Annotated in this window: 19 protein-coding genes; 3 read left to right on the top strand and 16 right to left on the bottom strand. The window is 73.8% G+C overall.

The window, feature by feature from the left end; translation table 11 throughout:
• Window positions 1-57: 57 nt before the first annotated feature.
• The 8 genes from atpB to prmC all read right to left on the bottom strand — a co-directional run bounded on the left by atpB (window position 58) and on the right by prmC (window position 7715).
• Complete coding sequence (gene atpB, locus AB0I41_RS21940) at window positions 58-855, bottom strand: F0F1 ATP synthase subunit A (RefSeq protein WP_357110462.1); 798 nt, start codon at window positions 853-855, stop codon at window positions 58-60.
• Between the two features lie 11 nt (window positions 856-866).
• Entirely contained in the window at window positions 867-1103 is a 237-nt protein-coding gene (locus tag AB0I41_RS21945) for an AtpZ/AtpI family protein (protein ID WP_302746006.1), read from the bottom strand.
• A 211-nt stretch (window positions 1104-1314) separates the two neighbouring features.
• Window positions 1315-1746, bottom strand: coding sequence for a hypothetical protein (locus AB0I41_RS21950; RefSeq protein ID WP_357110464.1), 432 nt, complete (start codon window positions 1744-1746; stop codon window positions 1315-1317).
• Complete coding sequence (glyA, locus tag AB0I41_RS21955) at window positions 1739-3028, bottom strand: serine hydroxymethyltransferase (protein ID WP_357110466.1); 1290 nt, start codon at window positions 3026-3028, stop codon at window positions 1739-1741. Before glyA ends, AB0I41_RS21950 begins: the two co-directional genes overlap by 8 nt.
• A gap of 217 nt (window positions 3029-3245) precedes the next feature.
• Complete coding sequence (locus AB0I41_RS21960; protein ID WP_357110469.1) at window positions 3246-5363, bottom strand: transglycosylase domain-containing protein; 2118 nt, start codon at window positions 5361-5363, stop codon at window positions 3246-3248.
• A gap of 133 nt (window positions 5364-5496) precedes the next feature.
• Window positions 5497-6123 (bottom strand): phosphotyrosine protein phosphatase, encoded by a 627-nt coding sequence (locus AB0I41_RS21965; protein ID WP_357110472.1) that lies wholly within the window; start codon window positions 6121-6123, stop codon window positions 5497-5499.
• A complete protein-coding gene (locus tag AB0I41_RS21970) occupies window positions 6124-6768 on the bottom strand; it encodes an L-threonylcarbamoyladenylate synthase (protein ID WP_357110577.1) in 645 nt (214 codons plus the stop codon).
• Window positions 6768-7715, bottom strand: a complete 948-nt coding sequence (gene prmC / locus AB0I41_RS21975) for a peptide chain release factor N(5)-glutamine methyltransferase (protein ID WP_357110475.1) — start codon at window positions 7713-7715, stop codon at window positions 6768-6770. Before prmC ends, AB0I41_RS21970 begins: the two co-directional genes overlap by 1 nt.
• Window positions 7716-7789: 74 nt before the next feature.
• On the opposite strand from prmC, the gene AB0I41_RS21980 reads away from it, so the two are divergent.
• Complete coding sequence (locus tag AB0I41_RS21980) at window positions 7790-9340, top strand: GGDEF domain-containing protein (RefSeq protein ID WP_357110477.1); 1551 nt, start codon at window positions 7790-7792, stop codon at window positions 9338-9340.
• A gap of 100 nt (window positions 9341-9440) precedes the next feature.
• Here the strand turns inward: AB0I41_RS21980 and prfA are convergent, their stop codons facing one another.
• Window positions 9441-10529: a peptide chain release factor 1 gene (gene prfA / locus AB0I41_RS21985; RefSeq protein ID WP_357110479.1), complete on the bottom strand. Its 1089-nt coding sequence runs from the start codon at window positions 10527-10529 to the stop codon at window positions 9441-9443.
• Between the two features lie 99 nt (window positions 10530-10628).
• On the bottom strand, window positions 10629-10853 hold the full coding sequence (gene rpmE / locus AB0I41_RS21990) for a 50S ribosomal protein L31 (RefSeq protein WP_088642795.1): 225 nt from the start codon (window positions 10851-10853) through the stop codon (window positions 10629-10631).
• 274 nt (window positions 10854-11127) lie between these two features.
• Between rpmE and AB0I41_RS21995 the strand changes: the two genes are divergently transcribed.
• Complete coding sequence (locus AB0I41_RS21995; protein ID WP_357110481.1) at window positions 11128-12024, top strand: AAA family ATPase; 897 nt, start codon at window positions 11128-11130, stop codon at window positions 12022-12024.
• Between the two features lie 95 nt (window positions 12025-12119).
• On the opposite strand, the gene AB0I41_RS22000 is transcribed toward AB0I41_RS21995, so the two are convergent.
• The 3 genes from AB0I41_RS22000 to thrB form a co-directional block, all read right to left on the bottom strand.
• Window positions 12120-15584, bottom strand: coding sequence for a phosphodiester glycosidase family protein (locus AB0I41_RS22000; RefSeq protein WP_357110484.1), 3465 nt, complete (start codon window positions 15582-15584; stop codon window positions 12120-12122).
• A gap of 142 nt (window positions 15585-15726) precedes the next feature.
• Window positions 15727-17784 carry a transcription termination factor Rho gene (gene rho / locus AB0I41_RS22005; RefSeq protein ID WP_357110487.1) on the bottom strand — a complete coding sequence of 686 codons (2058 nt, stop codon included), beginning with the start codon at window positions 17782-17784 and terminating at the stop codon, window positions 15727-15729.
• 297 nt (window positions 17785-18081) lie between these two features.
• Window positions 18082-19026, bottom strand: coding sequence for a homoserine kinase (thrB, locus tag AB0I41_RS22010; RefSeq protein WP_357110490.1), 945 nt, complete (start codon window positions 19024-19026; stop codon window positions 18082-18084).
• Between the two features lie 106 nt (window positions 19027-19132).
• Here thrB and AB0I41_RS22015 point away from each other — a divergent pair, with 106 nt between their 5' ends.
• Window positions 19133-19624 carry a hypothetical protein gene (locus AB0I41_RS22015; protein ID WP_357110493.1) on the top strand — a complete coding sequence of 164 codons (492 nt, stop codon included), beginning with the start codon at window positions 19133-19135 and terminating at the stop codon, window positions 19622-19624.
• 11 nt (window positions 19625-19635) lie between these two features.
• On the opposite strand, the gene AB0I41_RS22020 is transcribed toward AB0I41_RS22015, so the two are convergent.
• The 3 genes from AB0I41_RS22020 to AB0I41_RS22030 all read right to left on the bottom strand — a co-directional run bounded on the left by AB0I41_RS22020 (window position 19636) and on the right by AB0I41_RS22030 (window position 25143).
• On the bottom strand, window positions 19636-20886 hold the full coding sequence (locus AB0I41_RS22020; RefSeq protein WP_357110496.1) for an MFS transporter: 1251 nt from the start codon (window positions 20884-20886) through the stop codon (window positions 19636-19638).
• 23 nt (window positions 20887-20909) lie between these two features.
• Entirely contained in the window at window positions 20910-21746 is an 837-nt protein-coding gene (locus tag AB0I41_RS22025; RefSeq protein ID WP_357110499.1) for a polysaccharide deacetylase family protein, read from the bottom strand.
• Window positions 21747-21891: 145 nt separating this feature from the next.
• Window positions 21892-25143 (bottom strand): efflux RND transporter permease subunit, encoded by a 3252-nt coding sequence (locus AB0I41_RS22030; protein ID WP_357110502.1) that lies wholly within the window; start codon window positions 25141-25143, stop codon window positions 21892-21894.
• Between the last annotated feature and the right edge of the window lie 154 nt (window positions 25144-25297).

Raw genomic sequence — 25297 nt, forward strand, 5'->3', positions numbered from 1 at the left:
CTCCTGGTTATCACGCGTGACGGTCACGCGGGACGACAACTGTTGGTACGAAGTGGATCAGTGCTCGTCGGCGAGCGCGCCCTGCACGTAGCTGGCGGTCAGCACCGTGAAGACGTACGCCTGCAGGACGATCACCAGGAATTCGAGGAAGGTGAGCGCGATGGTCATCACCCAGGACAGCACCGAGACCGGCGCCAGCCAGGCGTTGGCGCTGAGCATCGCGAAGCCGCCGAGCGTGAAGACCAGCAGGAGCATGTGGCCGGCGAACATGTTCGCGAAGAGACGGACGGCCAGCGAGAACGGCCGGACCAGGAAGGTCGAGAAGAACTCGATCGGGATCAGCAGCGGCAGGATGTACCAGGGCGCCGGCGGGATCAGCGAGTTCTTGACGAACTTGCCGAAGCCGTGGTGCCTGATGCCGGCGTAGATGAAGAGCACGTAGCTGATCGCCGCGAGGAACGCCGGGAAGGCGATGTGCGAGTTCGGCGAGATCTGGAACAGCGGCAGGATCGCGAAGAAGTTGGTCAGCAGGATGAAGCAGAACAGCGTGGTGAAGTACGGCGCGAACCGCACCCCCGCGTGCCCGATCATCTCGACCGCGATGTTGTTCCGCACGAAGCCGTAGATCGACTCGGCGAACCACTGCTTCTTCGTCGGCACCAACTGCGGATTCCGGTAGGTGGCGAGGAAGAAGATGATCAGGACACCGACGGCGATCCACACCATCGCCGTGATCTTGGTGAACCAGTAGGAGTTGTGCGCACCCCAGGGCAGGATGCTGGGCAGGTAGAAGTCCTCCACACTGGGTGGGAATGCCGCCTGGCCCGCTGCCAGGACGTTCGCCTGTCCGAACACCGCGTCCCTTCCTAAGTAGGCGTGCCGAGTCGGCGGACGACCAGGATGATCCCCCCGGCCATGCCGAGCACGACGCCGATGCCGGTGGCGATGCCACCGGAGTCGAGCCACTGGTCGACCAGCCAGCCGATGAAACCCCACACGAGCATGCCCCCGATGAGGTACGAGAGCGCGGTCCAACCCTGGCCGGCGCCGGTCGGAACATCGTCCGGGCCGCCGGTGGGTCGGGGGGTTTGGTCACCAGCCATGACGGGGCGAACGATATCAGCCGGGAATACGAGGCTGTGCCTCACCCCCCGCACAACCGTGGTTGTGTGGGTATCTGGCGGGTGAAGTCGTCTGGAGGCACGCTACTCCCCTTCCGCCAGCCAGAAAATGACCGAACATGGACAGACACGCGCGCCGCCCGCCAGGTGGGACCGCGTCACGGATCGACCACGGCCGGTGTGCGGCGGGCGGTCAGCGGGACAGCCCGCGGCGGTGCATCCTGGTCAGCCACCAGATGTGCACCCCGGTCCAGACCGCCACCCCCGCCGCGATGCCGAGGCAGAGCGGGATCAGCCCGCCCCAACCGGTCGACGCCACGGCCACCATCACGACACCCAGCAGGGTGAACTTGGCGGCGTACAGGCCCAGCCCGAACGGGAGCACCAGCTGCGGGTTGACCGCGTCGGCCCAGGCCAGCACCACGGTGGTCAGGGTGTAGCTGACCACCGTCACGGCCACCCCGGCCGCGGCGCCCAGCGCCGCGTCGCCGCCGCCGGTCACCCCGCCGACCAGGGCGGCCGCCGCGCCAAGCACCGCCGAGGCGAGCAGCAGCACCGGCAGGTGGCGCAGTCGCCAGCGCCGGTCCGCGACCGCGTCCGGCGCGCGCACCCCGGGCTCAGCCACGGGGGTACGCCGGGAAGGCGGCGGCCAGCTCGGCGACCTCGGCGGCGATCCCGGCGAGCGTGTCGGCACCCCCGGGTGCGGCCGGGTCGGTGCGTACCGCGCGGGCGATCAGCGACGCGACCTGCCGCATCTCCGGCACGCCCATCCCCTGGGTGGTGACGCTCGGCGTGCCGACCCGGATGCCGGAGGCGACCATCGGCTGCTGCGGGTCGTACGGGATCGCGTTCTTGTTCAGGGTGATGGTCGCGGCGTCGCAGCGGGCCTCGGCCTCGGCACCGGTCACCCCGGTAGCGCGCAGGTCGACCAGCGCCAGGTGGGTGTCGGTGCCGCCGGAGACCGGGCGCATCTCCTCGGCGGCCAGCCCGGCGGCGAGCGCCCGGGCGTTCTCCACCACCTGAGCGGCGTACGCCCGGAATTCGGGCTGCGCGGCCTCGCGCAGCGCGACCGCCTTGGCGGCGACGGCGTGCATCAGCGGGCCGCCCTGGGTGAACGGGAAGACCGCCTTGTCGATCCGGGCGGCCAGCGGCTCCCGGCAGAGGATCATGCCGCCGCGCGGGCCGCGGAGCACCTTGTGGGTGGTGGCGCAGACGACGTCGGCGTACGGCACCGGGGACGGGACGGCCCGGCCGGCGACCAGCCCGATGAAGTGCGCGGCATCCACCATCAGGTACGCGCCGACCTCGTCGGCGATCTCCCGGAACCGGGCGAAGTCGATCAGCCGGGGGTAGGCGGTCGCCCCACAGATGATCATCTTGGGTCGGTGCGCCAGGGCGAGGTCGCGGACCTCGTCGTAGTCGATCAGCTCGGTGTCCCGCCGGACGGTGTAGCCGACGGTGTGGAACCACTTGCCGGAGAAGTTCACCCGGCTGCCGTGGGTGAGGTGCCCGCCGTGCGGCAGCTCCATCGCCAGCACCGTGTCGCCGGGCTGCACCAGGGCGGCGTACGCGGCGAGATTGGCGCTGGCCCCCGAGTGCGGCTGGAGGTTGGCGTGCTCGGCGTCGAAGAGCTCCCTCGCCCGGGCGATGCCGATCTCCTCGGCCCGGTCGACCTCGGCGCAGCCGCCGTAGTAGCGCCGGCCCGGGTAGCCCTCGGCGTACTTGTTGGTCAGCGTCGAGCCGAGCGCCGCGAGCACCGCCGGGGAGGTGAGGTTCTCGCTGGCGATCAGCTGCAGGCCGCCGCGCAGCCGGTCGAGTTCGCCCAGCACCACCCCGGCGATCTCCGGGTCGACGGTGCTGAGCTGCTGGAAGTCCGGCCCCCAGAAGGTGTCCCTCGCGTTCTCCACAGCGAAGGAGTCTATGGGCCGGACACCGGAAGCCGTGAGATGCCTCGTCACCGAGCCACGGGTTACCACACATCACAGAGCGTGATGTCCGTGGTGACGGACGCCGGGTTGAGCGATATGACGGTCAGTCACAGGTATGCCTGACCGTCATATCGCTCCTGCGACCTGGTGGCTCCGGACCGGGACACGCCCGGTCGGTATCCCGGGTGGCCGTGGGTCAGTTGCCGTCGCGGGGGGCGGTCCGGCGGTAGGCGACCGCCTCGCTGGGCGGGACGAAGTCGCGGACGGGCTGGCCCTGCAGGGCGGCGCCGAGCACCCGGCCCACCGCGTCGACCATCCGGGCCTGCACCGTCGCGCCGACCGCGTCGCGGGGGTTGTCCGGGTTCGCCGCGATCGAGGCGACGGCGAGCTGCGGGGTGAACGCGACCACGGTCTCGGTCTCGTACCCCTCCGAGCTGCCGGTCTTGCCGGCCACCGGACGGCCCAGCAGCAGGCGGAGCCGCTCCGCGGTGCCGCCGTCGCAGCGGTTGTACATCGACTGGTCGCCGACCGGGCAGCGGGCCGCGTCCGCCGCCGCCCGGGCCACGTCGGTGTCGACCGCCTGCCGGCAGTCCGGTCGGCCGGCGGCCACCTCGTGCCCGGCGCTGTCGGTGATCGACACGACCGGCAGCGGCGCGCACCAGGTTCCCTCGGCGGCCACCGTGGCGTACGCGTTGGCCAGGTCGAGCGGGGTGGTCGAGGAGACCCCGAGGGTGAACGGACCCCAGTTCCGCGCGCCGTTGCGGGCCAGCCGGGCGTCGTCCTCGGCCCGGAACACGATGCCCAGCCGCTCGGCCATCTCCACCACCCGGTCCGCGCCGACCCGCTCGATCAGCCAGGCGAAGTAGGTGTTCACCGAGCGGCCGAAGGCGGTCCACATGGTGTGCGGCCCGTCCATCCAGTCGGGGGTGGCGTTGGCCGGGCACCAGGAGCCGTCGCAGCTGGCCGCGCCGGCGCCGTTCGGGAACCGGGTGACGATCCGGCTCGGGGCGGTGAAGCTGGTATCCAGCGGCAGGCCGGACTCCAGGGCGGCCAGCATGGTGAAGAGCTTGAAGGTCGAGCCGGCCTGGTAGCCCTCGATGCCGTTGCCGCCGCCGATGAGCTGGTTGACCGTGTTCGGGTAGTTCTTCTGGCCGCTCGGGTTGTCGGCCACGCTGTAGTTCCGGTTCACCGCCATGGCCAGCACCCGGCCGGTGCCGGGCTGGACCACCGCGGTCGGCACCGCCTGGCGGTCGGTGACGCGGTAGATGTCCAGCACCTGCCGCGTGGTGGCCCGCTGCACGGCCGGGTCCAGCGAGGAGACGATCCGGAAGCCGCCCCGGCGCAGGGTGTCCTGCCGCTCCGCCGTCGAGGCGCCGAAGGCCGGCTGGGCGCTCCACCACTGGCTGAACCAGTCGCAGAAGAAGCCCCAGTCGTTCTGCTCCTGCGGCACGGCGGCGCAGTCGTTCGGGGTCTGGCTGGGGCTCAGGGCCAGCGGGGCGGCCTTCGCCCCCGCCGCCTCGGCCGCCGGCACCTGCTGCGCCTCGACCAGCCGGTCCAGCACGTACGCCCGGCGGCCCAGCGCCGCGTCGGCGTCGCCGTTGATCGGGTCGTCGGTGTCCGGCGAGCGGACCAGGCCGGCGAGCAGGGCCGCCTGGGCCAGGGTGAGGTTCGCCGGCGCGGTGGAGAAGTAGCGCTTGCTGGCGGCCGCGATGCCGTACGCCCCGGCGCCGAAGTACGCGATGTTGAGGTAGCGCCGGAGAATCTCGTCCTTGTCCAGCTCCCGCTCCAGCGACAGGGCGAACCGCATCTCCCGCAGCTTGCGGGCGGCGGTGATCTCGGTGGCCGCCGTGCGCTCCTCCCGGGTCAGCCGGGGATCGCTGGCCAGCACGTTGCGCACGTACTGCATGGTCAGCGTGGAGGCGCCCTGCCGGGTCGTGCCGCCGCTGCGGTTGACGGTGAAGGCCCGGATCACGCCGCGCACGTCGACGCCCCGGTGCTGGTAGAAGCGGGCGTCCTCGGCGGCGACGATGGCCTGGCGCATCACCGGCGCCACCTTCTCCAGCGGCACCTCGACGCGGTCCTCGGTGTAGAACGAGGTGATCAGGGTGCGGCCGTCGTTGGCGTACAGGTTGGACCGCTGCGCGGTGGGTGGGGTGCGCAGGCTGGCGGGCAGTTCGGAGTAGGGCGTGGCGAGCGCGCCGAAGCCCAGCCCGACCACCAGGGCGACCGGGAGGGCCGCCGCCGCCAGCACCAGCCCGGCGAGCACGCCGGCGACCGCCACGGTGAACAGTTTGTCAAATCGAGCCCGGATCATCAGCACTCCCCGCAGGAGCCGTCAGGACCCATTCAGAATGGCCCGAAATGCCCCTTCCGCCCTCACCTTTCCCGAAATCCGGAGGAAATTCGCGAGCGGGACGCGGTGCGGAACACGGGACACGGCGCCCGGTTCACCCGGGCGGGGATCCGGGCAGCAGCGCCGCGGTGAGCGGGTGGACGCTCTCCTCGATCTCGTCGGCCACCCGGCTGAAGCACTGGTCGCCCCGACCCCACGGGTCGTCCAGGTCGTCGGAGTGCAGCGCGGACGCGCCCTGCCGGGCCGCGTCGGCGGCCGCCACCAGGGCCACGCCGCGGGCGTACACCGCCTCCCCGGTGGCCTCCGCCGGCGGCAGGGCGGCGTCGTCCACCAGCCCGAGCAGCCGGCCGAACTCCCCCAGCACGAAGGTGCGGGACGCGGCGTCCGGCCGCAGCGCCACCACGTACTCCTGCTGGTCGGCGGTGGCGGTGAGGACCAGGTCGGCGGCGTCGATCAGATCCGAGCGCAGCTTGCGCGCGGCGAAGCCCACCACGTCGCCGCCACGCGCCAGCACCTGCCGGGCCGCCGGCGGGTTCATCTCCTCGCCGGCGTGCCAGCCGCCGGTCCCGGCGCTGTGGCTGTGCAGCAGCTCGTCGGAGCTGGCCGGGTCGACGCCGAGCCGACCCAGCCGCTCCCGGACCGCGAGCACCAGCAGCCGCTCCGCCATCGGCGAGCGGCAGATGTTGCCCATGCACACATGCAGCACGGTGAACGGGGGCACTCACGCCCCCCGCTCGTCGAGGATGTCCGGCGCCACGTCGCGGAGCTTGTCCAGGCCGATCGCGCCCAGCCGGAGCACCCGCGGCACCTCGCCGGTGAGGTCGACGATCGTGCTCGGCACCGGGTCCGGGCAGGGCCCGGCCTCCAGGTAGGCGCGGACCGAGTAGGCGAGCTGGTCGCGGGCCTCCTCGGCGGTCAACGCGGCCGGCTGCCCCGCCTTGTTCGCCGAGGCGACCGCCATCGGGCCGGTCTCCCGCAGCACCTCCAGCGCCACCGGATGCAGCGGCATCCGGACCGCCACCGTGCCGCTGGCGTCGCCCAGATCCCAGGCCAGGCTCGGCGAGTGCTCCACCACGATGGTCAGCGCACCCGGCCAGAACGCCTCGACCAGGTCACGCGCGGCGCGCGGCAGCGAGAAGACCAGGCCGTCCAGCGTGTGTCGGGAGCCGATCAGCACCGGCGGCGCCTGCCGGCTGCCGCCCTTGGCATCCGCGAGCGCCTTGACGGCGTACGGGGTGAAGGCGTCCGCGCCGATCCCGTAGACCGTGTCGGTCGGCAGGACGACCAGCTCGCCGTTCTTGACCGCCTCGATGGCAGCGGCGATGCCGCGGTCCCGGTCGGCGGGCGACCGACAGTCGTAGAGCATCACGAGGAGCCAGTCTGCCACGCCGGGGCCGCATCGGAGCGCGGGCCGTCCGTACGCCGGGACGCGGTGGCGAAGCGGGGGCGCCCGACCAGGTCCCGGTGCTCGGCCACGTCGGCGTACCCGGCGTCGGCGGCGAGCAGCGCCGGCACCGCCGCGCCGTGGGTGTCGTCGTGCTCCACGCCCAGCGCGCCGCCGGGGCGCAGCAGCTGCGCGGCGCGGGCCAGCACCGGCCGGATCACGCTCAACCCGTCCGCCCCGCCGAAGACCGCCTCGTCCGGGTCGTGCCCGGCCACCTCGGGGGGTACGGCCACCGCCCGGGGCACGTACGGCGGGTTGCAGAGCAGCACGTCCACCTCGCCGACCAGCGCGGCCAGCAGCTCCGGGTCGGTGACGTCGGCGGCGACCACCTCGACCGGCCGGTCCCCGGCGGCGGCCCGGTCGGCGGCGTTGCGCCGCAGCCACCCCAACGCGGCGGGCGACCGCTCCACGGCCACCACCCGGGCGCCCGGCACCTCCTGGGCGACCGCGAGCGCGATCGCCCCCGAGCCGCTGCACAGGTCCACCACCAGCGGCGCCGGCCGGGTCCGGGCCGCGTCGATCCCCCAGCCGGCGAGCAGCTCGGTCTCCGGCCGGGGCACGAAGACCCCCGGCCCGACCGCCAGCTCCAGGTGCCGGAAGCCGGCCCGGCCGGTGAGGTGCTGCAACGGCTCCCGGTCGGCCCGGCGGGCGACCAGTGCCTCGAACCGCTCCCGCTGGGCGGCGGTGAAGCCGTCGGCCAGCGCCAGCCGGCCCCGGGGCACGTCCAGCACGTACGCGGCGAGCAGCTCCGCCTCGGCCCGGGCCGAGGCCACCCCGGCGGCGGCCAGGACACGGGTGGCGCGGGCCACGGCGAGCGAGGGTCGCTCGCCTTCTGTCCCTTCGGAGGGGTGGCGCGGAAGGAAGGTCACGACATAATCATGAAGCGTCGCGGGTCACGCCACGAGCGGGTGCGTCCCGACGCACACCGACAGGAGGTTCGCAGGTGGGGTGGCTCGACCGGGTCGATGACCAGGTTGACGCTCTCCAGCGTGCCCGCGCTCTACAGGAGTCGAGCCGGTCCGCCGAGGCGTGCGGCCTGCTCGAACGGGTGCTGCGCACCACCACCGACCCGCACACCCGCGCCGACGCGCTCGTGCAGCGCCTCTGCGCGCTGATCAATCTCGGCCGGACGGCCGAGTTCACCGGGGCCATCGAGGAGGCGTCCACCGCCGTCCGCGACCTGCCCGAGCCGTACCTGCACGGGCACCTCAACGCGCTGGCCGCGCTGGCCGCACATCACCAGGGCGCGCTGGACCGGTGCGTCACCCACCTGGTCCGGGCCGCCCGGGCACTGGGCGCGGCCGAGGAGCGGGACCGGGACACCGCCTGGGGCTGGCACGACCTGGCGATGGCCTACTCGTACCTCAGCTTCCACGGCTACGCCCTCGGCGCGATCGAACGGGCCCGGCAGCACGGGCTGGCCGCCGGCATCCCCGAGGAGGTCTTCGCCGCGCCGGGCATCCGGCTGCGCAACGCGGTCGCCCTCGACCACAACGGCGACAGTGACGGCTGCCTGCGGGTGCTGCGGGACATCGCCACCGACCTGAACCGGTTCGTCCGGGACGGCCGGAGCGACCGGATCCGCCCCAGCAGCCTGGCCGCGTACGGCTACGCGGCGGCCCGGCGGGCGGCCCTCGGCGACCCGCTGGAGACCGGCACAGAGGCCGACCCGGTCCGGCTGCTCGGCCACGGCGGGGACAGCGCCCGCGCCCGGGACATGCGGCAACTCGGCCAGGTCTGCCTGGCGGTCGCCGGCGGCCGACCGATCGAGGCGATCACCCGGCTGGACACCGCCCTGGTCTCCAACGAGACGCTCGGCGCGGCCGAGCCGTCCCGGCTGCGCAGCATCGCGTACGCCCGGGCCGGCGACCACGTGGCGGCGCACCGGGCCGACCGGATGGCGTTCCGGCTGGCCGCGCAGCGCAACGACCGGCTGCGGGACGTGTACATCGACGGCATCGCCGCCCGGATCGACCACGAGGAGATGCGCCGCGAGGCCGCCCGGTACGAGGGCGAGGCGCTGACCGACCCGCTGACCGGCCTGCCCAACCGGCGCCGGCTGGAGCGTTACATCGCCTCGGTGACCTCGCGCGGCGAGCGGGTGGTGATCGGCGTCTGCGACCTGGACGGCTTCAAGGCGGTCAACACCTCACACGGCCACCACTCGGGCGACCTGGTCCTGCAACGCATCGCCGGGGTGATCAACCGGGTGATGCGCCGGGGAGACTTCGTGGCCCGCTACGGCGGGGACGAGTTCGTGGTGGTGCTCACCGGGGCGGGGATGACCGAGGCCGCCGACGTGGCCCGGCGGATCGACGCGGCCGTCCGCACCGAGGACTGGGAGTCCCTGGTGCCCGGCACCCCGGTCGGGGTGAGCATCGGCTTCGCCGAGGTGGACGGCGCGAACGGCGCGCTGCGCGACGCGCTCGGCACCGCCTTCGAGATCGCCGACCGCGAGATGCTCCGCGCCAAGACCCGCCCCCGCGCCTCCTGACCCCACCCCACCCCCTCGGGGCCTCTTTCACAGAAAGAGTGGCTGTCCGTCGCGGAATGGCCACTCTTGCTGTCAAGTGCGGTGTCGCAGGGGTGTGGGGTCAGCGGCGGGTGAGGTCGGGGGTGCCGGCGAGGCGGGCGGCGCGGTCGGCCCCGGCGAGGGCGTCGAGGGCGCCGTCCAGTTCGCCGGCGAGCGCCAGGTCGAGGTTGTACGCCGTGTAGCCGATCCGGTGGTCGGTGATCCGGTTCTGTGGGAAGTTGTAGGTGCGGATCCGCTCGGAGCGGTCCACCGTGCGCACCTGCGCCTTGCGGGCGTCCGAGGCGGCGGCGTCGGCCTGCTCCTGGGCGACGGCGAGCAGCCGGGCCCGCAGGATGCGCATCGCCTGCTCACGGTTCTGCAGCTGGGACTTCTCGTTCTGGCAGGAGACCACCACGCCGGTCGGCAGGTGGGTGATCCGCACCGCCGAGTCGGTGGTGTTCACCGACTGGCCGCCCGGCCCGGACGAGCGGAACACATCGATCCGCAGGTCGTTGGGGTCGATGGTGACGTCGACGTCCTCCGCCTCGGGGAGCACCAGCACGCCGGCGGCGCTGGTGTGGATGCGCCCCTGCGACTCGGTGACGGGCACGCGCTGCACCCGGTGCACGCCACCCTCCCACTTCAGCCGCGACCAGACGCCGTTGCCGCCCTCGGGGACGCCCTTGGTCTTGATCGCCAGCGACACGTCCTTGACCCCGCCCAGGTCGGAGTCCTGCGCGTCGATCACCTCGGTGAGCCAACCGCGCCGCTCGGCGTACCGGGTGTACATCCGCAGCAGGTCGCCGGCGAAGAGCGCGGACTCCTCGCCACCCTCGCCGGCCTTGATCTCGATGATCACGTCCTTGGCGTCGTGCGGGTCGCGCGGGATCAGCAGCTCCGCCAGGCGCTCCTCCAGCGCCGGCAGGCTCGCCGCGATCGCCTCGGCCTCGGCGGCGAAGGACGGGTCCTCGGCGGCCAACTCCCGGGCCGCGACCAGGTCGGCGCGGGCCTGCTCCAGCTCGCCGGCGGCCTTGTGCAGCGGGACCAGCTCGGCGTACCGGCGGCCGACCCGGCGCGCGGTGCCCTGGTCGGCGTGGATGGCGGGGTCGGCCAGCCGCTTCTCCAGCTCGGCGTACTCGTCGAGGAGGGAGGCCAGGCGCTCGCTGCTCATGCGGGGGGTGCTCCTTCGACGACGATCGGACGGAACCGGGGGCGGAACGGACGAACGCCCGCGCCCGGCGAAAGCCGGACACGGGCGTCGTCGGTGAAGCTACTTGGCCTTCTTCGCCTGAACCTTGGCGTACTTCTGCTGGAACTTCGCGACCCGGCCGGCGGTGTCGAGGACGCGCTGCTTGCCGGTGTAGAACGGGTGGCAGGCGCTGCAGGTCTCGACGCTGATCGAGCCGCCCTTGGCGGTGCTGCGGGTCGTGAAGGAGTTGCCGCAGGAGCACTTGACCTCGGTGGTCGTGTACTCCGGGTGGATGTTGGGCTTCATGTCGCCTCGGTCCTTTCGTGGGTGGTCGCCGGGTCGCCGCTGATCTCCCCGTCACGTGGTGCGCGACGGACTCGGGCGTGAACCGGAACCGGTGGCCGATTGACCAGTGTGCCATGGGCGTGAGCCGACCCGGCAGGCGGGCCGCACGATCGGTCCGGTAGTGCAAACCCCCGCCCCGCTCCCCGCATTCCCGCCGCTGGGGACCGGCATTCCCGCCACCGGCGTACGGTGAAGCCGTGCCCGATTCGTCCCCTAGCCGAGTGGGATGGGCAGGATGCCCCGACTGATCGCCACCCGCGGGCTGCCCGCCTCCGGCAAGACCACCTTCGCCCGTACCCTCCAACCGGCCGTGGTCCGGGTGAACCGGGACGACCTGCGTCGGATGCTGCACGGCGAGCGGCTGTTCACCCAGCGGGCCGAGTACCAGGTGACGCTCGTCCAGCGGGCCCAGGTGGAGGCGCTGCTGCGGGCCGGGGCCAGCGTCTGCGTGGACGACACCAACCTGCGCTCGCGCACCCTGCGGGAGTGGGCCGACCTGGCCGCCCGGTACGACGCCGACTTCGAGGTGCACGACTTCACCGACGTGGCGCTGGACGAGTGCCTGCGCCGCGACGCCGCGCGGGCGGAGGCGGACCGGGTCGGCGAGTCGGCCATCCGCCGGCTGCACGAGCGGTACCTGGCCGACCGCCCGCTGCCGCTGCCGGTGCCGACGGCCCGCACCGGCCGGCCCGGCACCGTCGACGCGGCCCCGGCCGCCCCGCCGGAGATCGTGTTGGTGGACATCGACGGCACGATCGCGGTGAACGTCTCCCGAAGCCCGTACGACATGACCCGGGTCGGCGAGGACGAGCCCAACGAGGCGGTGATCGCGGCGGTCCGGGCGATGCACGCCGCCGGGTACGGGGTGGTCTTCTGCTCCGGGCGGGACGCCACCGCTCGGGCCGCCACGGCGGCCTGGCTGGACCGGCACGTCCGGGTGCCGTACCTCGGTCTGCACCTGCGCGCGGTGGGCGACTCCCGCAAGGACGCCGTGGTGAAGCAGGAGATCTACGAGCGCGAGGTGCGCGACCGGTACCGGGTGGTCGGGGTCTTCGACGACCGGCAGCAGGTGGTGCGGATGTGGCGGTCCCTCGGCCTGACCGTCTTCCAGGTCGCCGAGGGCGACTTCTGAGCCGTCCGCGCCCTGCCGGCAGGTGCGGAAGGCGCCGCCGGCCGGCCCGGAAGGGGGCCGGCCGGCGGGTGGCTCCCGGCGCACACCGGGGCCCGTCAGGCGGCGGGCGCCTCCCCAGGTTGCTCCGCCGCCGTCAGCGCGACCGTCGCCTCGGCGCGGACGCCGTTGACGGTCACCGCGAGCAGCACCTGCGCGCCGGCCCGCAGCGCGGTCAACTCCCCGGTGGCCGGGTCGAAGCGGGCCACGTGCCAGGGTCGCACCCCGTCCGCCGCTCCGATGTGGACGCCCGGCGAGGCGGACCAGTCGGCGCTCACCGGCGCCGCCACCGGCACGGCCCGACCACCCGGCTGGGTCAGCGTCGCGGTCACCGCGGCCGGCGTGCCCACCGCGACGGCGGCCGGCGCGGTCACCGCGAGCCGGTCGGTGTGGGCGTGGAACTCCGCGGCGACCCAGCGCGGGCCCTCGGCCAGCGGGTCCCGCCGGGCCCGGTCGGCCTCGGCCGGGGTCACCGGGTCCACGCCGAACTCGGTCCAGCCGGTGAAGCCGCCGAGCTGCGGCGGCGCCGACGGGTTCTTGCCCGCGTTGCCGTTGATCACATACGGCACCCCGTCCACCCGGTCGGCGTGGAAGGCGCCGACGTGCCCGCCGACGAAGAGGGCGCCCTTGCCGGTGCGGTGCTGGAAGTCGGCCAGCCACTGCTCCACCAGCGCCGCCTCCTTGCGGTCGCCGAGCTGGCTGGCCTTGGCGGGGCTCGGGTCACGCGGCGGGTGGTGGTGCAGCACCACCACCGAGCCGACCGCCGGGTCGGCGGCGGCCGAGTCCAGCGCCTCGCGCAGCATCCGGACCTGGTCGAAGCCACCGCCACGCAGCGACCCGGTCGACGAGTTCAGCGTGACGAACCGGGTGCCGCGGTGGTCGAACACCCGTTGCGGATCCCCGAACACGGCGCGGAAGTTGTCGATCGGCGCGCCCATGATCTCGTGGTTGCCCGGGACGTAGTACCAGGGCAGCTCGCCGCCCAGCTCCTCGTCCAGCACCCGCTTCGCCAGCGCGAAGTCCGCCGGGTACGCGGTGTCCACGAAGTCGCCGTCGATCACCAGGAAGTCCGGCCGCGCCGCCTTCACCTCGCGCAGCGTACGGCGGGCCTGGGCGACCAGGTCGCTGTCCGGGTCGGCGGCGACGAACTGGGCGTCGGAGAGCACCGCGAAGCGCCAGGGCGCGCCGTCCACCGTGCCGTCGCGCAGCACCACCCGGTCGGTGCGGGGCGGCTCGGCCGGCACGTCGACCGTGGGCGGCACCTTCGCCACCAGGTCGTCGATCACCACCTCGCTGGTGTACCGGGCGGCCGGGTTGGTCTCCGCCACGTAGAACCGGCGGACCCGCACCGGGTACTGCACGCCGGCCGGCACCGCGAACTCCACGTACCGCCAGCCCTTCCAGGTGACCAGCGGGCCGCGCAGCACGTGCTGGGTGTTCTGCGCGTCGTGCAGGTGCAGGCTGGGCCACTCCCCGGTGCCGTTGCCGTGGATCCACATGCCGAACGCCTGCGGCTGGCCGGGCACCTCGATCCAGGCCGGCGGGTCGGCGTACGCGGCCCGGGTGCCGGTGGACTGGCCGAAGTCGTACGTCATCCGCAGGCCGGTGCCGGTGTGACCCGGCGCCGGGGCGACCGCGCCGCTGGCCCGGGCCTGGCTGAACTTCCAGGAGGCCGCGTCGTCGAAGGTGGCCACCGGCACGTCGGTCAGTCCGACGGTGACCGGCAGCACCGTGGCGTGGTCGCCGACGTGGACGGTGACCAGGGCGGAACCGCTGTCACCGAGGGCCTTGACCGAGAGGTTGCCGTCGGCGGTCGGAGTGACCGCCAGCAGCCGTGGGTCGTACTCCAGTCTCAGGTCGGCCGGCTCGATCGGCGCGGTGTTGCCCTCGGCGTCGTAGCCGACCACCCCGAACAGTCCGCTGTCGCCGGCCCGGTCGAGGCCGACCCGGTCCACGGTGGAGTCCACCCGGGCCAGCGGGCCGAGCACGGTCAGGTCGAGGGCGCCCCGGGCGTTGCCGCGCCAGGCGGTGACGGTGCTGCGGCCGGGGGCGCCGGCCCGGAAGAGGCCGTCGGTCACGGTGCCCTGCGCCGCCGGGTTCGCCCGCCACTCCGGCGCGCCCTCGGCCGGGCCGTACATCTCGTCGTGGCCGGCGGCGGTGAGCCGGCGGGTCAACCCGGGGAAGACCCGGTCGGGCCGGCCGCCCCGCACCGGCGCGACGCCCGGCGCGGCGGTCGGGTCGCTCGCGGTCTCCAGCCAGTATCCGGTGAGCCGGCCACTGCCCTCGGGGGCGTAGACGGCGAGTCCGTTGGGGACCGCGCGCTCGGTGCCGTCGGAGGGACTGTTCTCCACCTGCACGGCCGCCGCGCCGGGCTCCCGGGCGAGCAACGTGGACGAGCCGCCCCCGTCCAGGTTGAGCGCGTGGTGGGCGCCCAGCTCGGCCATCATCGCGCCCATCTCGGTCTGCGTGACACCCCGGCTGTCCAGCTGGCGGCCGTCCACGGTGAGCAGGATCATGCGCCGCCCGTCGGCGGAGAAGCCGACCGCGGTGCGCGGGGCCAGGGTCGGATCGGCGATGCTCTGCACCACCCCGTCGCGGACCAGGACGTTGCCGCCGCCGACGGCGGCGTGCAGGTGGACGTCCTCGGACGGCTTCGGCTTCCAGGTCAGGTCGACCGGGTCGCCCGGGCGCAGCGCGGCGAGGGCGGAGGCGCCGGCGTCCCGGCCGAGCAGCACGGTGGTGCCGGCCGGGATGGGCCCCTCGCCCGCCGCGCCGCTCACCGTGGCGACCCGGCCGTCCCGGACCGTCACCTCGGTGACCTGGGTCGCCCCCTCGACCGCCCGCCGCCGGGGGTACGACCCCCAGAGCGCGGTGAACACGCCGACGCCGTTGGCCTGCACCAAGTTGTTGAACTGGGTCAGGGTGACCGGGCCGGCCGGCAGGGTCGCGGTGCCGTCGAAGTGCACCTGGACCACCCGGCCGAGACCGTCACCGGTGATGGCGGCCGCGTTGGGGTGGCCGGCGACCGGCGACTGGATCAGCTCCCCGTCGCGGATGCCGACACCCTGCGCGGCACCGGAGTTGTTGATGTCGAAGAAGTCGCCGTTGACCGCGGCGACGGCCCGGGACCGGTCGACCGCGCCGCGCAGCGGCTCGGCCCGGGCCACTTCCCCGGAGTTGACGTAGTCGACCCGCAGCCCGCCGGTGAGGTCGGCGGTGAGCGCGTCGGCGCGCAGCCAGCCGGCGGCGTCGTACCGGTCGAAGGAGGTGAGGTCGAGCCCCGGCGCGACCGGGCGGGTGGTCCGGGCGGTCTCCAGTCCGTCGGCCGGCGCGACGCCGGCCGGGGCGAGCGCCACCGAGAAGGCCGGGTACGACGAGGCGGGCGGCGCGTCCTCGGCGGCGGTGCCGGCGGCGGGCGGCGCGGCGGGCGGCGCGGCTGTCGCCGGGACGGCCCCGGCGAGCGCGAGCAGCGGCGTCAGCAGCAGGACGCCGGGAAGGCGGGCGGATCGACTGCGGGTACGCATGGACGACAGTCAACCGGGCGATGCACAGAAGTTTCAATACCTGGCGACTGAACCGAAGGAAAATTCCATACCCCGGGAGGCCCGGGTACGACGAAGGGCACGGCCGATACGGCCGTGCCCTTCGGGTCTCACCCGGGTGAGATCACTCCCCCGGCGTCGACTTCGCGATCTGCATCAGGAACTCGATGTTGGTACGGGACTTCTTGAGGCGGTCCAGCAGCAGGTCCAGCGCCGCCTGGGAGTCCAGCGAGTGCAGCACCTTGCGGAGCTTGTGGATGATGGCCAGCTCCTCCGGCGAGAGCAGGATCTCCTCCTTGCGGGTACTGGACGCACTGACGTCGACCGCCGGGAAGGTCCGCTTGTCGGCGATCTTCCGGTCCAGCTTCAGCTCCGCGTTACCGGTGCCCTTGAACTCCTCGAAGATGACCGTGTCCGCCATGGACCCGGTCTCCACCAGCGCGGTGGCGAGGATGGTCAGCGAGCCGCCGTTCTCGATGTTGCGGGCCGCACCCAGGAAACGCTTCGGCGGGTAGAGCGCGGTGGAGTCGATACCACCCGACATGATCCGGCCGCTGGCCGGCGCCGCCAGGTTGTACGACCGCCCGAGCCGGGTCACCGAGTCGAGCAGCACGACCACGTCGTGCCCCAGCTCGACCAGGCGCTTGGCCCGCTCGATCGCCAGCTCGGCCACCGTGGTGTGGTCCTGCGGCGGACGGTCGAACGTGGCCGCGATGACCTCACCCTTGACCGTGCGCTGCATGTCGGTGACCTCTTCGGGCCGCTCGTCCACCAGCACCACCATCAGGTGGCACTCCGGGTTGTTGTGCGTGATCGCGTTCGCGATCGCCTGCAGCACCATGGTCTTACCGGCCTTCGGCGGCGATACGATCAGCGCCCGCTGCCCCTTGCCGATCGGCATGACCAGGTCGATCACCCGGGTGGTCAGGATGTGCGGCTCGGTCTCCAGCCGCAGCCGCTCCTGCGGGTACAGCGGAGTGAGCTTGTAGAACTCGGGGCGGCGCTTGGCCTCGTCCGGCTCCATGCCGTTGATGGTGTCCAGCCGGACCAGCGGGTTGTACTTGTCCCGCCGCTGCTCACCGTCGCGGGCGGCCCGCACCGCACCGGTGATCGCGTCACCGCGACGCAGCCCGTACTTCTTGATCTGGGACATCGAGACGTAGACGTCGTTCGGGCCGGCCAGGTAGCCGGTGGTCCGGACGAAGGCGTAGTTGTCGAGCACGTCGATGATGCCGGCCACCGGGACGAGCACGTCGTCCTCGCCGACCTGCGGCTCGCGACCGCCCTCGCGCCCGCCCTCGCGGCCACCCTCGCCGCCCTCGGCCCGCTCGCCCCGGCCGCGCCGACGGTCGCGGAACCGGCTGCGCCGGCCGCGCCGGCCGCCGCCCTCGCCGTCCTCGTCGGAGTCGTTGTCACGCTGGGCACCGCGGTCGTTGCGGTCGCCCCGGTCGTTGCGGTCCCGCTCGGCCCGCTCACCGCGGTCGGTGCGCTCGGCCCGGTCGCCACGGTCGGCCCGCTCGTTGCGGTCACCCCGGTCGGCACGCTCGGCACGGTCGGTGCGCTCGGCACGGTCGGTGCGCTCGGCACGGTCGGTGCGCTCGGCACGGTCGGTGCGCTCGGCACGGTCGGTGCGCTCGGCACGCTCACCGCGCTCGGCACGGTCCCGACCACGACCCTCGCCGCGCTCGGCACGCTCGCCGGCCTCGGTGGAAACGGCCTCCTCGGTCCGCGCCTCGGCGGGACGACCCTCGGCGGGACGACCCTCGGCCTCGGCAGTACGACCCTCGGCGGCGGCCCGGCTGCGCCGGGTCCGGGTACGGCCCTCGGCCTCACCGGTGGCAGCCGGCGCGGCCGGAGCCTGCTCGGCGGCCCGCTCGGCGGTCTCGCGAACCTCGGCGTGCACCTCGTCACGGACGGTCGCAGCCGCGGCCGCGACCTCGGCCCGCGGTCGAGGGGTGCCGGTGGCGCCGCCCTGCTGTCGCTCGGTGATCGCGCTGATCAGCTCGCCCTTGCGCATCCGCGCCGTCCCGGAGATGCCGAGCGACGCGGCCAGGCTCTGCAGCTCCGGCAGCAGCATCGCCGACAGACCGGTGCCGCTGCGCCGACGGCGGGCGGGGGCGGCGGTGGTGGCATCGCCAGCGACGTTGGAAACATCCGACGTCACGTCGGTGGTGTCGCTCAATGGATTCCTTCCCTCGATAGGCCGGGACTGCCCGGAGTCGACAAGCTCAGGTGGCCGGGCGGCCTCGGTGCACCCGCCTCGCATTGACGCGTCGCGGGAGTCTGTGGCACAGCAGCTGGTCGGTTTCCCGACTCACCACGATCGGTGAGCAGGTCTCGCCGTCTGCGGCGACCTGTGAAAACTGCGGCGCGGCGTGGGCCTTGGCAGGGGTGACGGGCTTACCGCCGAGAGCTTCGGGGGTGCGCCGACCCGCAGGGAGATCGCATGCTTCGCGGCTGTGCTAAGTCTAGAGCGTAATCAACTCTTCCGACCTGCGGCAACAGGGTCCCGCTCGGCGTGTCCCAGTCTACCCCGCGCGACCGATGCTCCGCGCGCCTCTACCGACAACCGCCAGACCTGCCAGTCTGTTCCCGCCTGGAAGCCGGTCGGCGGCTCGCTCAGCGCCAGCACGGTGGGGCCCGCACCACTGACCACAGCGGCCACATCCGCCGCACGCAACGCGCTGACCAGGGCCGCCGTCCCCGGCATCCCCGGTGCGCGGTAGTCCTGGTGCAGCCGGTCGACGGTCGCCGGCAGCAGCAGCGCCGGCTCGGCGGTCAGGGCGTGCACCAGCAGCGCCGCCCGGCCGGCGTTCTGCGCGGCGTCGGCATGCGGGACGGTCGTCGGCAGCGCCGCGCGGGCGGTCGCGGTCAGACCGCGCTCGGCCGGGACGAAGACGGTGGGCCGGACGCCCTCGGCGACGGGCAGCGACACCGCCCGGGCGCCGGCGGGCTCCGCCCAGGCCACGGTGAAGCCGCCCAGCAGGCAGGGGGCCACGTTGTCCGGATGGCCCTCGATCTCGGCGGTCAGCCGGAGCACCGCGCCGTCGTCCAGCAGCTCCGGCCCGTCGGTGACCAGCGCGCGGGCCAGCAGCACCCCCGCCACGATCGCCGCCGAGGAGGAGCCCAGGCCGCGGGCCTGCGGGATCCGGTTGACGCACTCCAGCGCCAGCCCCGGCGGCTGGCCGCCGAGGACGTCGAAGGCGGCGCGCATGGCCCGGGCCACCAGGTGGCGGTCGTCCTCGGGCAGCTCGCCGGCACCCTCCCCGGTCACCGCCACCCGTACGCCGGCCGAGGTCACCTCGGCGGCCACGTCGTCGTGCAGCCCGAGGGCGAGGCCCAGCGCGTCGAAGCCCGGACCCAGGTTGGCGCTGGTGGCGGGGACCCGGACCCGCACCGGCCCGGAGGCGAAAGTCAACGGCACCGGCTCATGCTAGGGCCCGGGACCGACGTGGCGGGGTTCCGCCCGGACCGTGGGAACTGATCATTTCCGCTAACCTGACGCCCGACCACGGCCAGTCGGAGGCGGCATGGAACTCTACGGTTTCTCGATCCTGCAGCTCGCCGGGGAGCTGCCCTCCCTGGCCGTGCTCGTGACCGGCCTGGTGCTGGCCGTGGTGCGCCGCGACCGGCTGCCCCGCCGGGCCCGGGTGCTGATGTCCACCGGCATCGCCGTGCTGCTGGTGGTCGGGCTGATCACCCTGGGCTGGAACATCGCCCTGCCGCACCTGGTGGACTTCCGCTGGACCGGCGGCGGCGGCTACCGCCAGTTCCAGTTGCTCAGCGTGGCGGTAGGAGCGGTGTATTCGATCGGCCACCCGATCGGCATCGGCCTGCTCGTCGCCGCGGTGCTCGCCGGCCGGCCGGTCGGGACGCCGGCCGTCGACTGGGGCGCCTGGACGCCCCCGACCGGGGACGCCCCGGGTCACGCCGACGCCGTCCCGCCGGCGCCGGCCCCCGCCGCCACCCAGTGGGGCGGCACCGATCTCCCCCCGCCGCCGGCCGCGACCGACCGGAGCTGACCCGCCGGGCGTCAGGGGGCGGGCGCCGGCTCGGTGGCCGGGTCGGTGGCCGGGTCGGACAGCGACAGGCGGCGGGTGGCGACCCGCCAGCCCACCGCGTAGACCAGGGTCACCAGGCCGCAGCCGGCGAGCACCACCCGCTCGTCCACCACGTCCACCATCGAGGCCACCACCAGCTGGCTGACCGAGATGGCCAGCGTCGCCAGCATCATGTCGGTGGCGAAGACCCGGCCGCGCAGCCGGTCCGGCACCTCGCCCTGGAGGGCGAAGTTCGACAGCACCCAGTTGCTGCCGCCGCCGAAGTGGGCGACGAAGACCAGGACCAGCACCAGCGGGAACCAGCCGACCACCGAGGCGCCCAGGTAGGCCAGGCCGTACAGGGACATCGACAGGGCCAGGCCGGGCAGCAGCCAGGCCCGGTTGGTGAGCACCCGGCGCATCAGGATCGGCCCGACCAGCGCCCCCGCGCCCCGGAACGCGAAGAGCAGGCCGGCACCGACCGGCCCGACACCGTACACCCCGGCGAGCAGCGGGAAGACGGTCAGCACGCCGTTGCCCAGCCCGACCGCCGACTTCACCGTGACCAGCGCCAGCACCCGCGGCCGGTGCCCGATGAAGCCCAGCGCCTCGCGGATCGCCGCCCAGGTGCGCGGCGTCGGCGCGTCGGCGTCCCGGGGGGCCTGCAGGGGCCGGCGGATCAGCGCGGCCAGGCCCGCGGCCAGCGCCAGGCCGACCGCCCCCACCCAGAAGCAGACGTACGGCCCGGCGGCCGCGCTCAGCACGCCGCCGAGCGAGGCGCCGACCACGGTCATCGTGCCCCAGGCGGAGCCGGCGACCGCGTTGCCGGCGGCCAACTCGTCCGGGTCGAGCACGTTGGGCAGGGCGGCCTGCGCGGCCGGCGAGTAGAACGCCTTGGCCACCGCCACCGCGGCGATCGCCACCATGGCCAGCCAGGCCGTGCCGGCGCTGCGGACGCCGAGCAGGAGCAGGACCCCGAGCAGAGCGGCGACGTTCGCCACCATCATGATCTTCTTGCGGTCGAACCGGTCGGCGATGGTCCCCGTGTACGGCAGCAGCAGCGCGACCACCCCGGTGTCCAGGGCGAGCACCAGCGCGCCCCACACGCCGCTGCCGGTCAGCTTCGGCAGCAGGACCAGCAGCGGCACCATGACGAACCAGTCGGCGCCGAAGACCACCAGCTCGGCCAGGAAGAGGTTGCGGAAGTTCCGGTTGCGGGTGAGGACCGAGACGGTGGGCGACACGGGCCCGAACCTTACCTGGCCACTCACACCTCGGCGCTACGTCGCAACAGCTCGGAGACGGTGACGAAGGTGTAGCCGCGCTCCCGCAGCCCGTCGATCATCGCGGGCAGGCCACGCAGCGCCACCTGGCGGCGCTCCGACCCCACGTCGTGGGCGAGCAGGATGGTGCCCGGCACGACGTCGGCCACGATCCGCCGGGCGTGCCCCGCCGGGTCGTCCGGATATTCGCCCTCGACCATCTGGAGCGACCAGAGCACCAGGCGGTAGTCGAGGCGTACGGCGGCGTGCAGGACCGCGCCGCCGAGGTGCCCGTACGGGGGGCGGGCCACCCGGGGCGGGCGGCCGGTGACCTCGGCGATGGCATCGTGGGAGCGACGCAGGTCGTCGTAGACCTCGGCGGCGTCCATCCGGGCCAGGTCCCGGTGCCGCCAGCTGTGGTTGCCCACCTCGTGCCGGCCGAGCCGGTCCCGGATCAGCCCGGCATGCCGGCGGACCCGCTGACCGACCAGGAAGAACGTGGCCGGCACGTCGTACCGGTCGAGGGTGTCCAGCACCATCGGCGTCCACTGGGGAAGCGGGCCGTCGTCGAAGGTCAGCGCCAGCATCCGGCTGCTGGTCCGGACGTGCCAGAGCACCTCCAGCGCGCCGCCGCCGACCTGCTGCTCCCGGCTGCCCACCGTGGCGCTGGCCGGCCCGCCGGCGAGCGGGAGCCGCCGGTCGGCGATGAACGTGGTCTCGGACATCCCGACCGCGCCGACCGCGGCACCACCGGCGAGCAGCGCCCCCCTGCGCAGCACCGTCCGCCGTCCCCACCGCACGCCGTCCCCGCTCGCCATCCCCGCCCCCGCCCGCGTGATCACCCGAGGTGGATGACCGACAACCGACAGTAGGTGATTGTGGCAACGCCGACACCGGGCCGAAGGTCATTTCCGGATCGCCGAACGTCCGACAGCGCGACGCCCCCGGCCGGTCGTACCGGGCCGGGGGCGTGCCGCGCGGGTCGGGCTACTCCTCGGTGGGGGGCAGCGGTGAGCGCCGGCTCTTCGGCAGCCGGAGCACCTCGAACTGGTCGGTGCCGTCCAGCAGCGCGGCCGAGGGGGCCGGCCGGGTCGCCGGCTCGGCGGCCCGCGTACCGCTGGCGGCGACCGTGGCCGGGACCGGCGTGCCGGCCCCGACCCCGACGGCGGCCAGCACGGCCGGGGCCCGGCCGCCGGAGCGCCAGGCCCGCAGCGACTCCTTGCCGCGCTCCACCATCGTGTAGAGCGTCGGCACCAGCACCAGGGTCAGCAGCGTCGAGCTGAGCAGGCCGCCGATCACCACCACGGCCAGCGGCTGGGAGATGAAGCCGCCCTCGCCGGTGAGCCCGAAGGCCATCGGCAGCAGCGCGAAGATGGTGGCGACCGCGGTCATCAGGATCGGGCGCAGCCGCCGCCGGCCACCCTCGACGACCGCCTCGGTCACGCCCATCCCCTGCGCCCGGTACTGGTTGATCAGGTCCAGCAGCACGATCGCGTTGGTCACCACGATGCCGACCAGCATGAGCACGCCGATCAGTGCCGGCACGCCCAGCGGGGTGCCGGTGACCAGCAGCAGGCCGATCGCGCCGGTCGCGGCGAACGGGATCGAGACCAGCAGGATCAGCGCCTGGGTGATGCTGCGGAAGGCCGCCACCATGATCAGGAAGACGATGGCGATCGCGGCCAGCACCGCCAGGCGCAGGTCGCCGAAGGCGTCCTCCTGCTGGGCGCTGGCGCCATCGACGGTCACCGTCGCGCCGGGCACGTCGATGTCGGCGAGCCGCTTGCGCAGCTCCTTGGTGGTCGCGCCCAGGTTGGAGCCGGTGGCCGTGCCGGTCACCGACACGCTGCGCTCGCCGTCGATCCGGGTGACCTGCTGCGGCCCCTCGCCCTGGGTGACGTTCGCGATGTCGTCCAGCTTGACCGGGCCGACCGGCAGGGCACGGAGCTGCTCCACGGTCGTCGGCGGGGTGGCCGAGGTCCGCAGCACCACGTCCTGCTGACCGCCGTCCAGGGTCACCCGCCCCAGCGGGGCACCCCGGTACGCCTGGGACACCAGCTGCCCGACCGCCGCCTCGCTCAGCCCGGCCCGGGCCGCGGCGAGCCGGTCGACGGTGACGTCGACCCGGGGCACCCGCGTCGCCAGGCTGGTCGAGACGTCCTCGACGTCCGGCGTGCCGGCCATCGCCGCGCGGGCGGCCTCGGCGGCCCGGGCCAGCGTCTCCTGGTCGGCGGCCCGGACGACCACCGCGAGCTGGTCACCCTGGCCCTGGCCGAGGGTGAGCTCGCCGACCTCGGGGCCGAGTGCGTCGAACTTCTCCCGCAGGACCTGCTTCATCTCCCTGGCGTCGGTGTCGCCGCCGAGCGCCACCGACCAGCGGGCGATGTTGTTGCCCCCGCCGCGCTGCCAGGGCTGGTCGCTGCTGCCCGCGGTGACCTGGTACGTCTGGACGCCGTCGGTGCGGCCGAGCACCTCCTCGACCCGGCGGGCCGCCTGGTCGGTGCCGGCCAGTCCGGCGCCCGCCGGCAGCTCCTGGGTGATGTTCACGGTGTCCTGGCCGGAGTCGTCCAGGAAGTTGGTCTCCAACTGCCGGGAGAGGCCGAACGTGCCGAGCAGCACCAGCAGCCCCACCGCGACGGTGATCCAGCGGGTCCGGCGGGAACGGGTGGCGTACCCGATCGTCGGCAGGTACGCCCGCTGCAACGGGCTGCGCAGCTCCTTCTCCTCGGCGGCCCGGCGCACCTCGGCGTCGTCCGCGCCGGCCCGGCGCGGCTCCAGGAACCAGTACGCCAGCACCGGGATCACGGTCAGCGAGACCAGCAGGGAGGCCAGCAGGGCCACCGTCACGGTGATCGCGAACGGCGCGAAGAGCTGCCCGACGAAGCCGCCGACCAGCGCGATCGGGGCGAACACGGCGACCGTGGTGAGGGTGGACGCGGTCACCGCGCCGGCCACCTCGCGGACCGCGCCGAGGATCGCGTCGCGCTTGGGTTCGCCGTACTCCAGGTGGCGTTTGATGTTCTCCAGCACCACGATCGAGTCGTCGACCACCCGGCCCACCGCGATGGTGAGCGCGCCGAGGGTGAGCAGGTTGAGCGAGTGGTCGCCGACCCAGAGCGCGATCAGCGCCACCACCACGGACAGCGGGATGGAGACGGCGGTGACCAGGGTGGAGCGCACCGACAGCAGGAAGACCAGGATCACCACCACGGCCATCAGCAGGCCGAGCAGGCCCTCGGTGGTCAGGCTCTCGATGGACTTCTCGACGAACGGCGCCTGGTCGAAGACGACGGTCAGCTCGGCCCCGGAGGCGGACCGCAGGTCCTCGAGCCGGTCCCGGATCTCGTGCGAGATGCGCACGGCGTTGCCGTCCGGCGCGGCGGTGACCTGGACGCCGAGGCTCTCGGTGCCGTTGGTGCGGGTGATCCCGGTGACCGGGGCGAGCTGCTGCCGCACGGCGGCCACGTCACCGAGGCGGACCGGGCGCGCCTTCGGCGCGGCCGGGGTGAGCACGATGCCGCGCAGGTCGTCCAGAGTGGCGATCGGCGTGCCGACCTGCACCGGGAGCGCCCGGGTGCCGTCGGTGACCGTGCCGGCCGGCACGGAGATCCCGTTGGTCTTCAACGCCGTCCCGATCGCGGTCGGGGCCAGCTTCGCGGCGGCGAACTTCGCCGGGTCCGGGGTGATCGTCACGACCTGGTCGCGGGTGCCGGTCACCGCGACCGCGCGGACGCCGTCGATTCCCTCCAACTCGGGTACGACGGTGCTGCGCAGCTTCTCGGCCAGGGCCCGCTCGTCGCCGCCGCCGCTGGCGGCGAGCACCACCGCCGGCAGGTCGTCCGTGCTCCCGGTGACGACCTGCGGGTCCACCTCCTGGGGCAGCTGCCCGTCGATCCGGCTCAACGCGGTCTGCATCTTGTTGACCACGGCGTCGATGTCGGTGCCGAACTCGAACTTCACCGACACGGTCGCCGAGCCCTCGCGCGAGGTGGAGGTGACCTTCTCCAGCCCGGGCAGGCCCTGGAGGCTGTTCTCGATCGGCTCGGTGACCTGGGACTCGACGAGCTCCGGCCCGGCGCCCGGCCAGACGGCGACGACGAACGCCCCGGGAAACTCCAGCGAAGGCAGGAGCTGCTGCTTCAGCGAGGGCACCGCGAACGCCCCGAACGCCGCGGTCACCACCGCGATCAGGGCGACGAGACCCCGGTTGGCGAGACTGGATCTGGCGAGCAGCGACATCGGCGTGACTCACTCCTGGAAAGGGGGTCGGCGAGGTACGCAAAGTGTGCCCGACCCGCTCTCCCCCACCCCCGCCGGGCTCCACCCCGCCCCTCCCCCCGCCCACCACCTCGTCGATCATGAAGTTGGCCACCGGAAGGCGCTCTCCAGAGCA

It is taken from the genome of Micromonospora sp. NPDC050200 (assembly GCF_040656135.1).
Taxonomy (GTDB): Bacteria; Actinomycetota; Actinomycetes; order Mycobacteriales; family Micromonosporaceae; genus Micromonospora.

Bases quoted from the DNA above. Each gene is read 5' to 3' on its own strand.
- AB0I41_RS22015 (WP_357110493.1), top strand. From the start codon at position 19,133: ATGGAACTCTACGGTTTCTCGATCCTGCAGCTCGCCGGGGAGCTGCCC.
- AB0I41_RS21945 (WP_302746006.1), bottom strand. From the start codon at position 1,103: ATGGCTGGTGACCAAACCCCCCGACCCACCGGCGGCCCGGACGATGTT.
- AB0I41_RS22030 (WP_357110502.1), bottom strand. From the start codon at position 25,143: ATGTCGCTGCTCGCCAGATCCAGTCTCGCCAACCGGGGTCTCGTCGCC.
- rpmE (WP_088642795.1), bottom strand. From the start codon at position 10,853: ATGAAGCCCAACATCCACCCGGAGTACACGACCACCGAGGTCAAGTGC.
- AB0I41_RS22000 (WP_357110484.1), bottom strand. From the start codon at position 15,584: ATGCGTACCCGCAGTCGATCCGCCCGCCTTCCCGGCGTCCTGCTGCTG.
- AB0I41_RS21960 (WP_357110469.1), bottom strand. From the start codon at position 5,363: ATGATCCGGGCTCGATTTGACAAACTGTTCACCGTGGCGGTCGCCGGC.
- prfA (WP_357110479.1), bottom strand. From the start codon at position 10,529: ATGAGCAGCGAGCGCCTGGCCTCCCTCCTCGACGAGTACGCCGAGCTG.
- AB0I41_RS21970 (WP_357110577.1), bottom strand. From the start codon at position 6,768: ATGCTCTACGACTGTCGGTCGCCCGCCGACCGGGACCGCGGCATCGCC.
- AB0I41_RS21995 (WP_357110481.1), top strand. From the start codon at position 11,128: ATGCCCCGACTGATCGCCACCCGCGGGCTGCCCGCCTCCGGCAAGACC.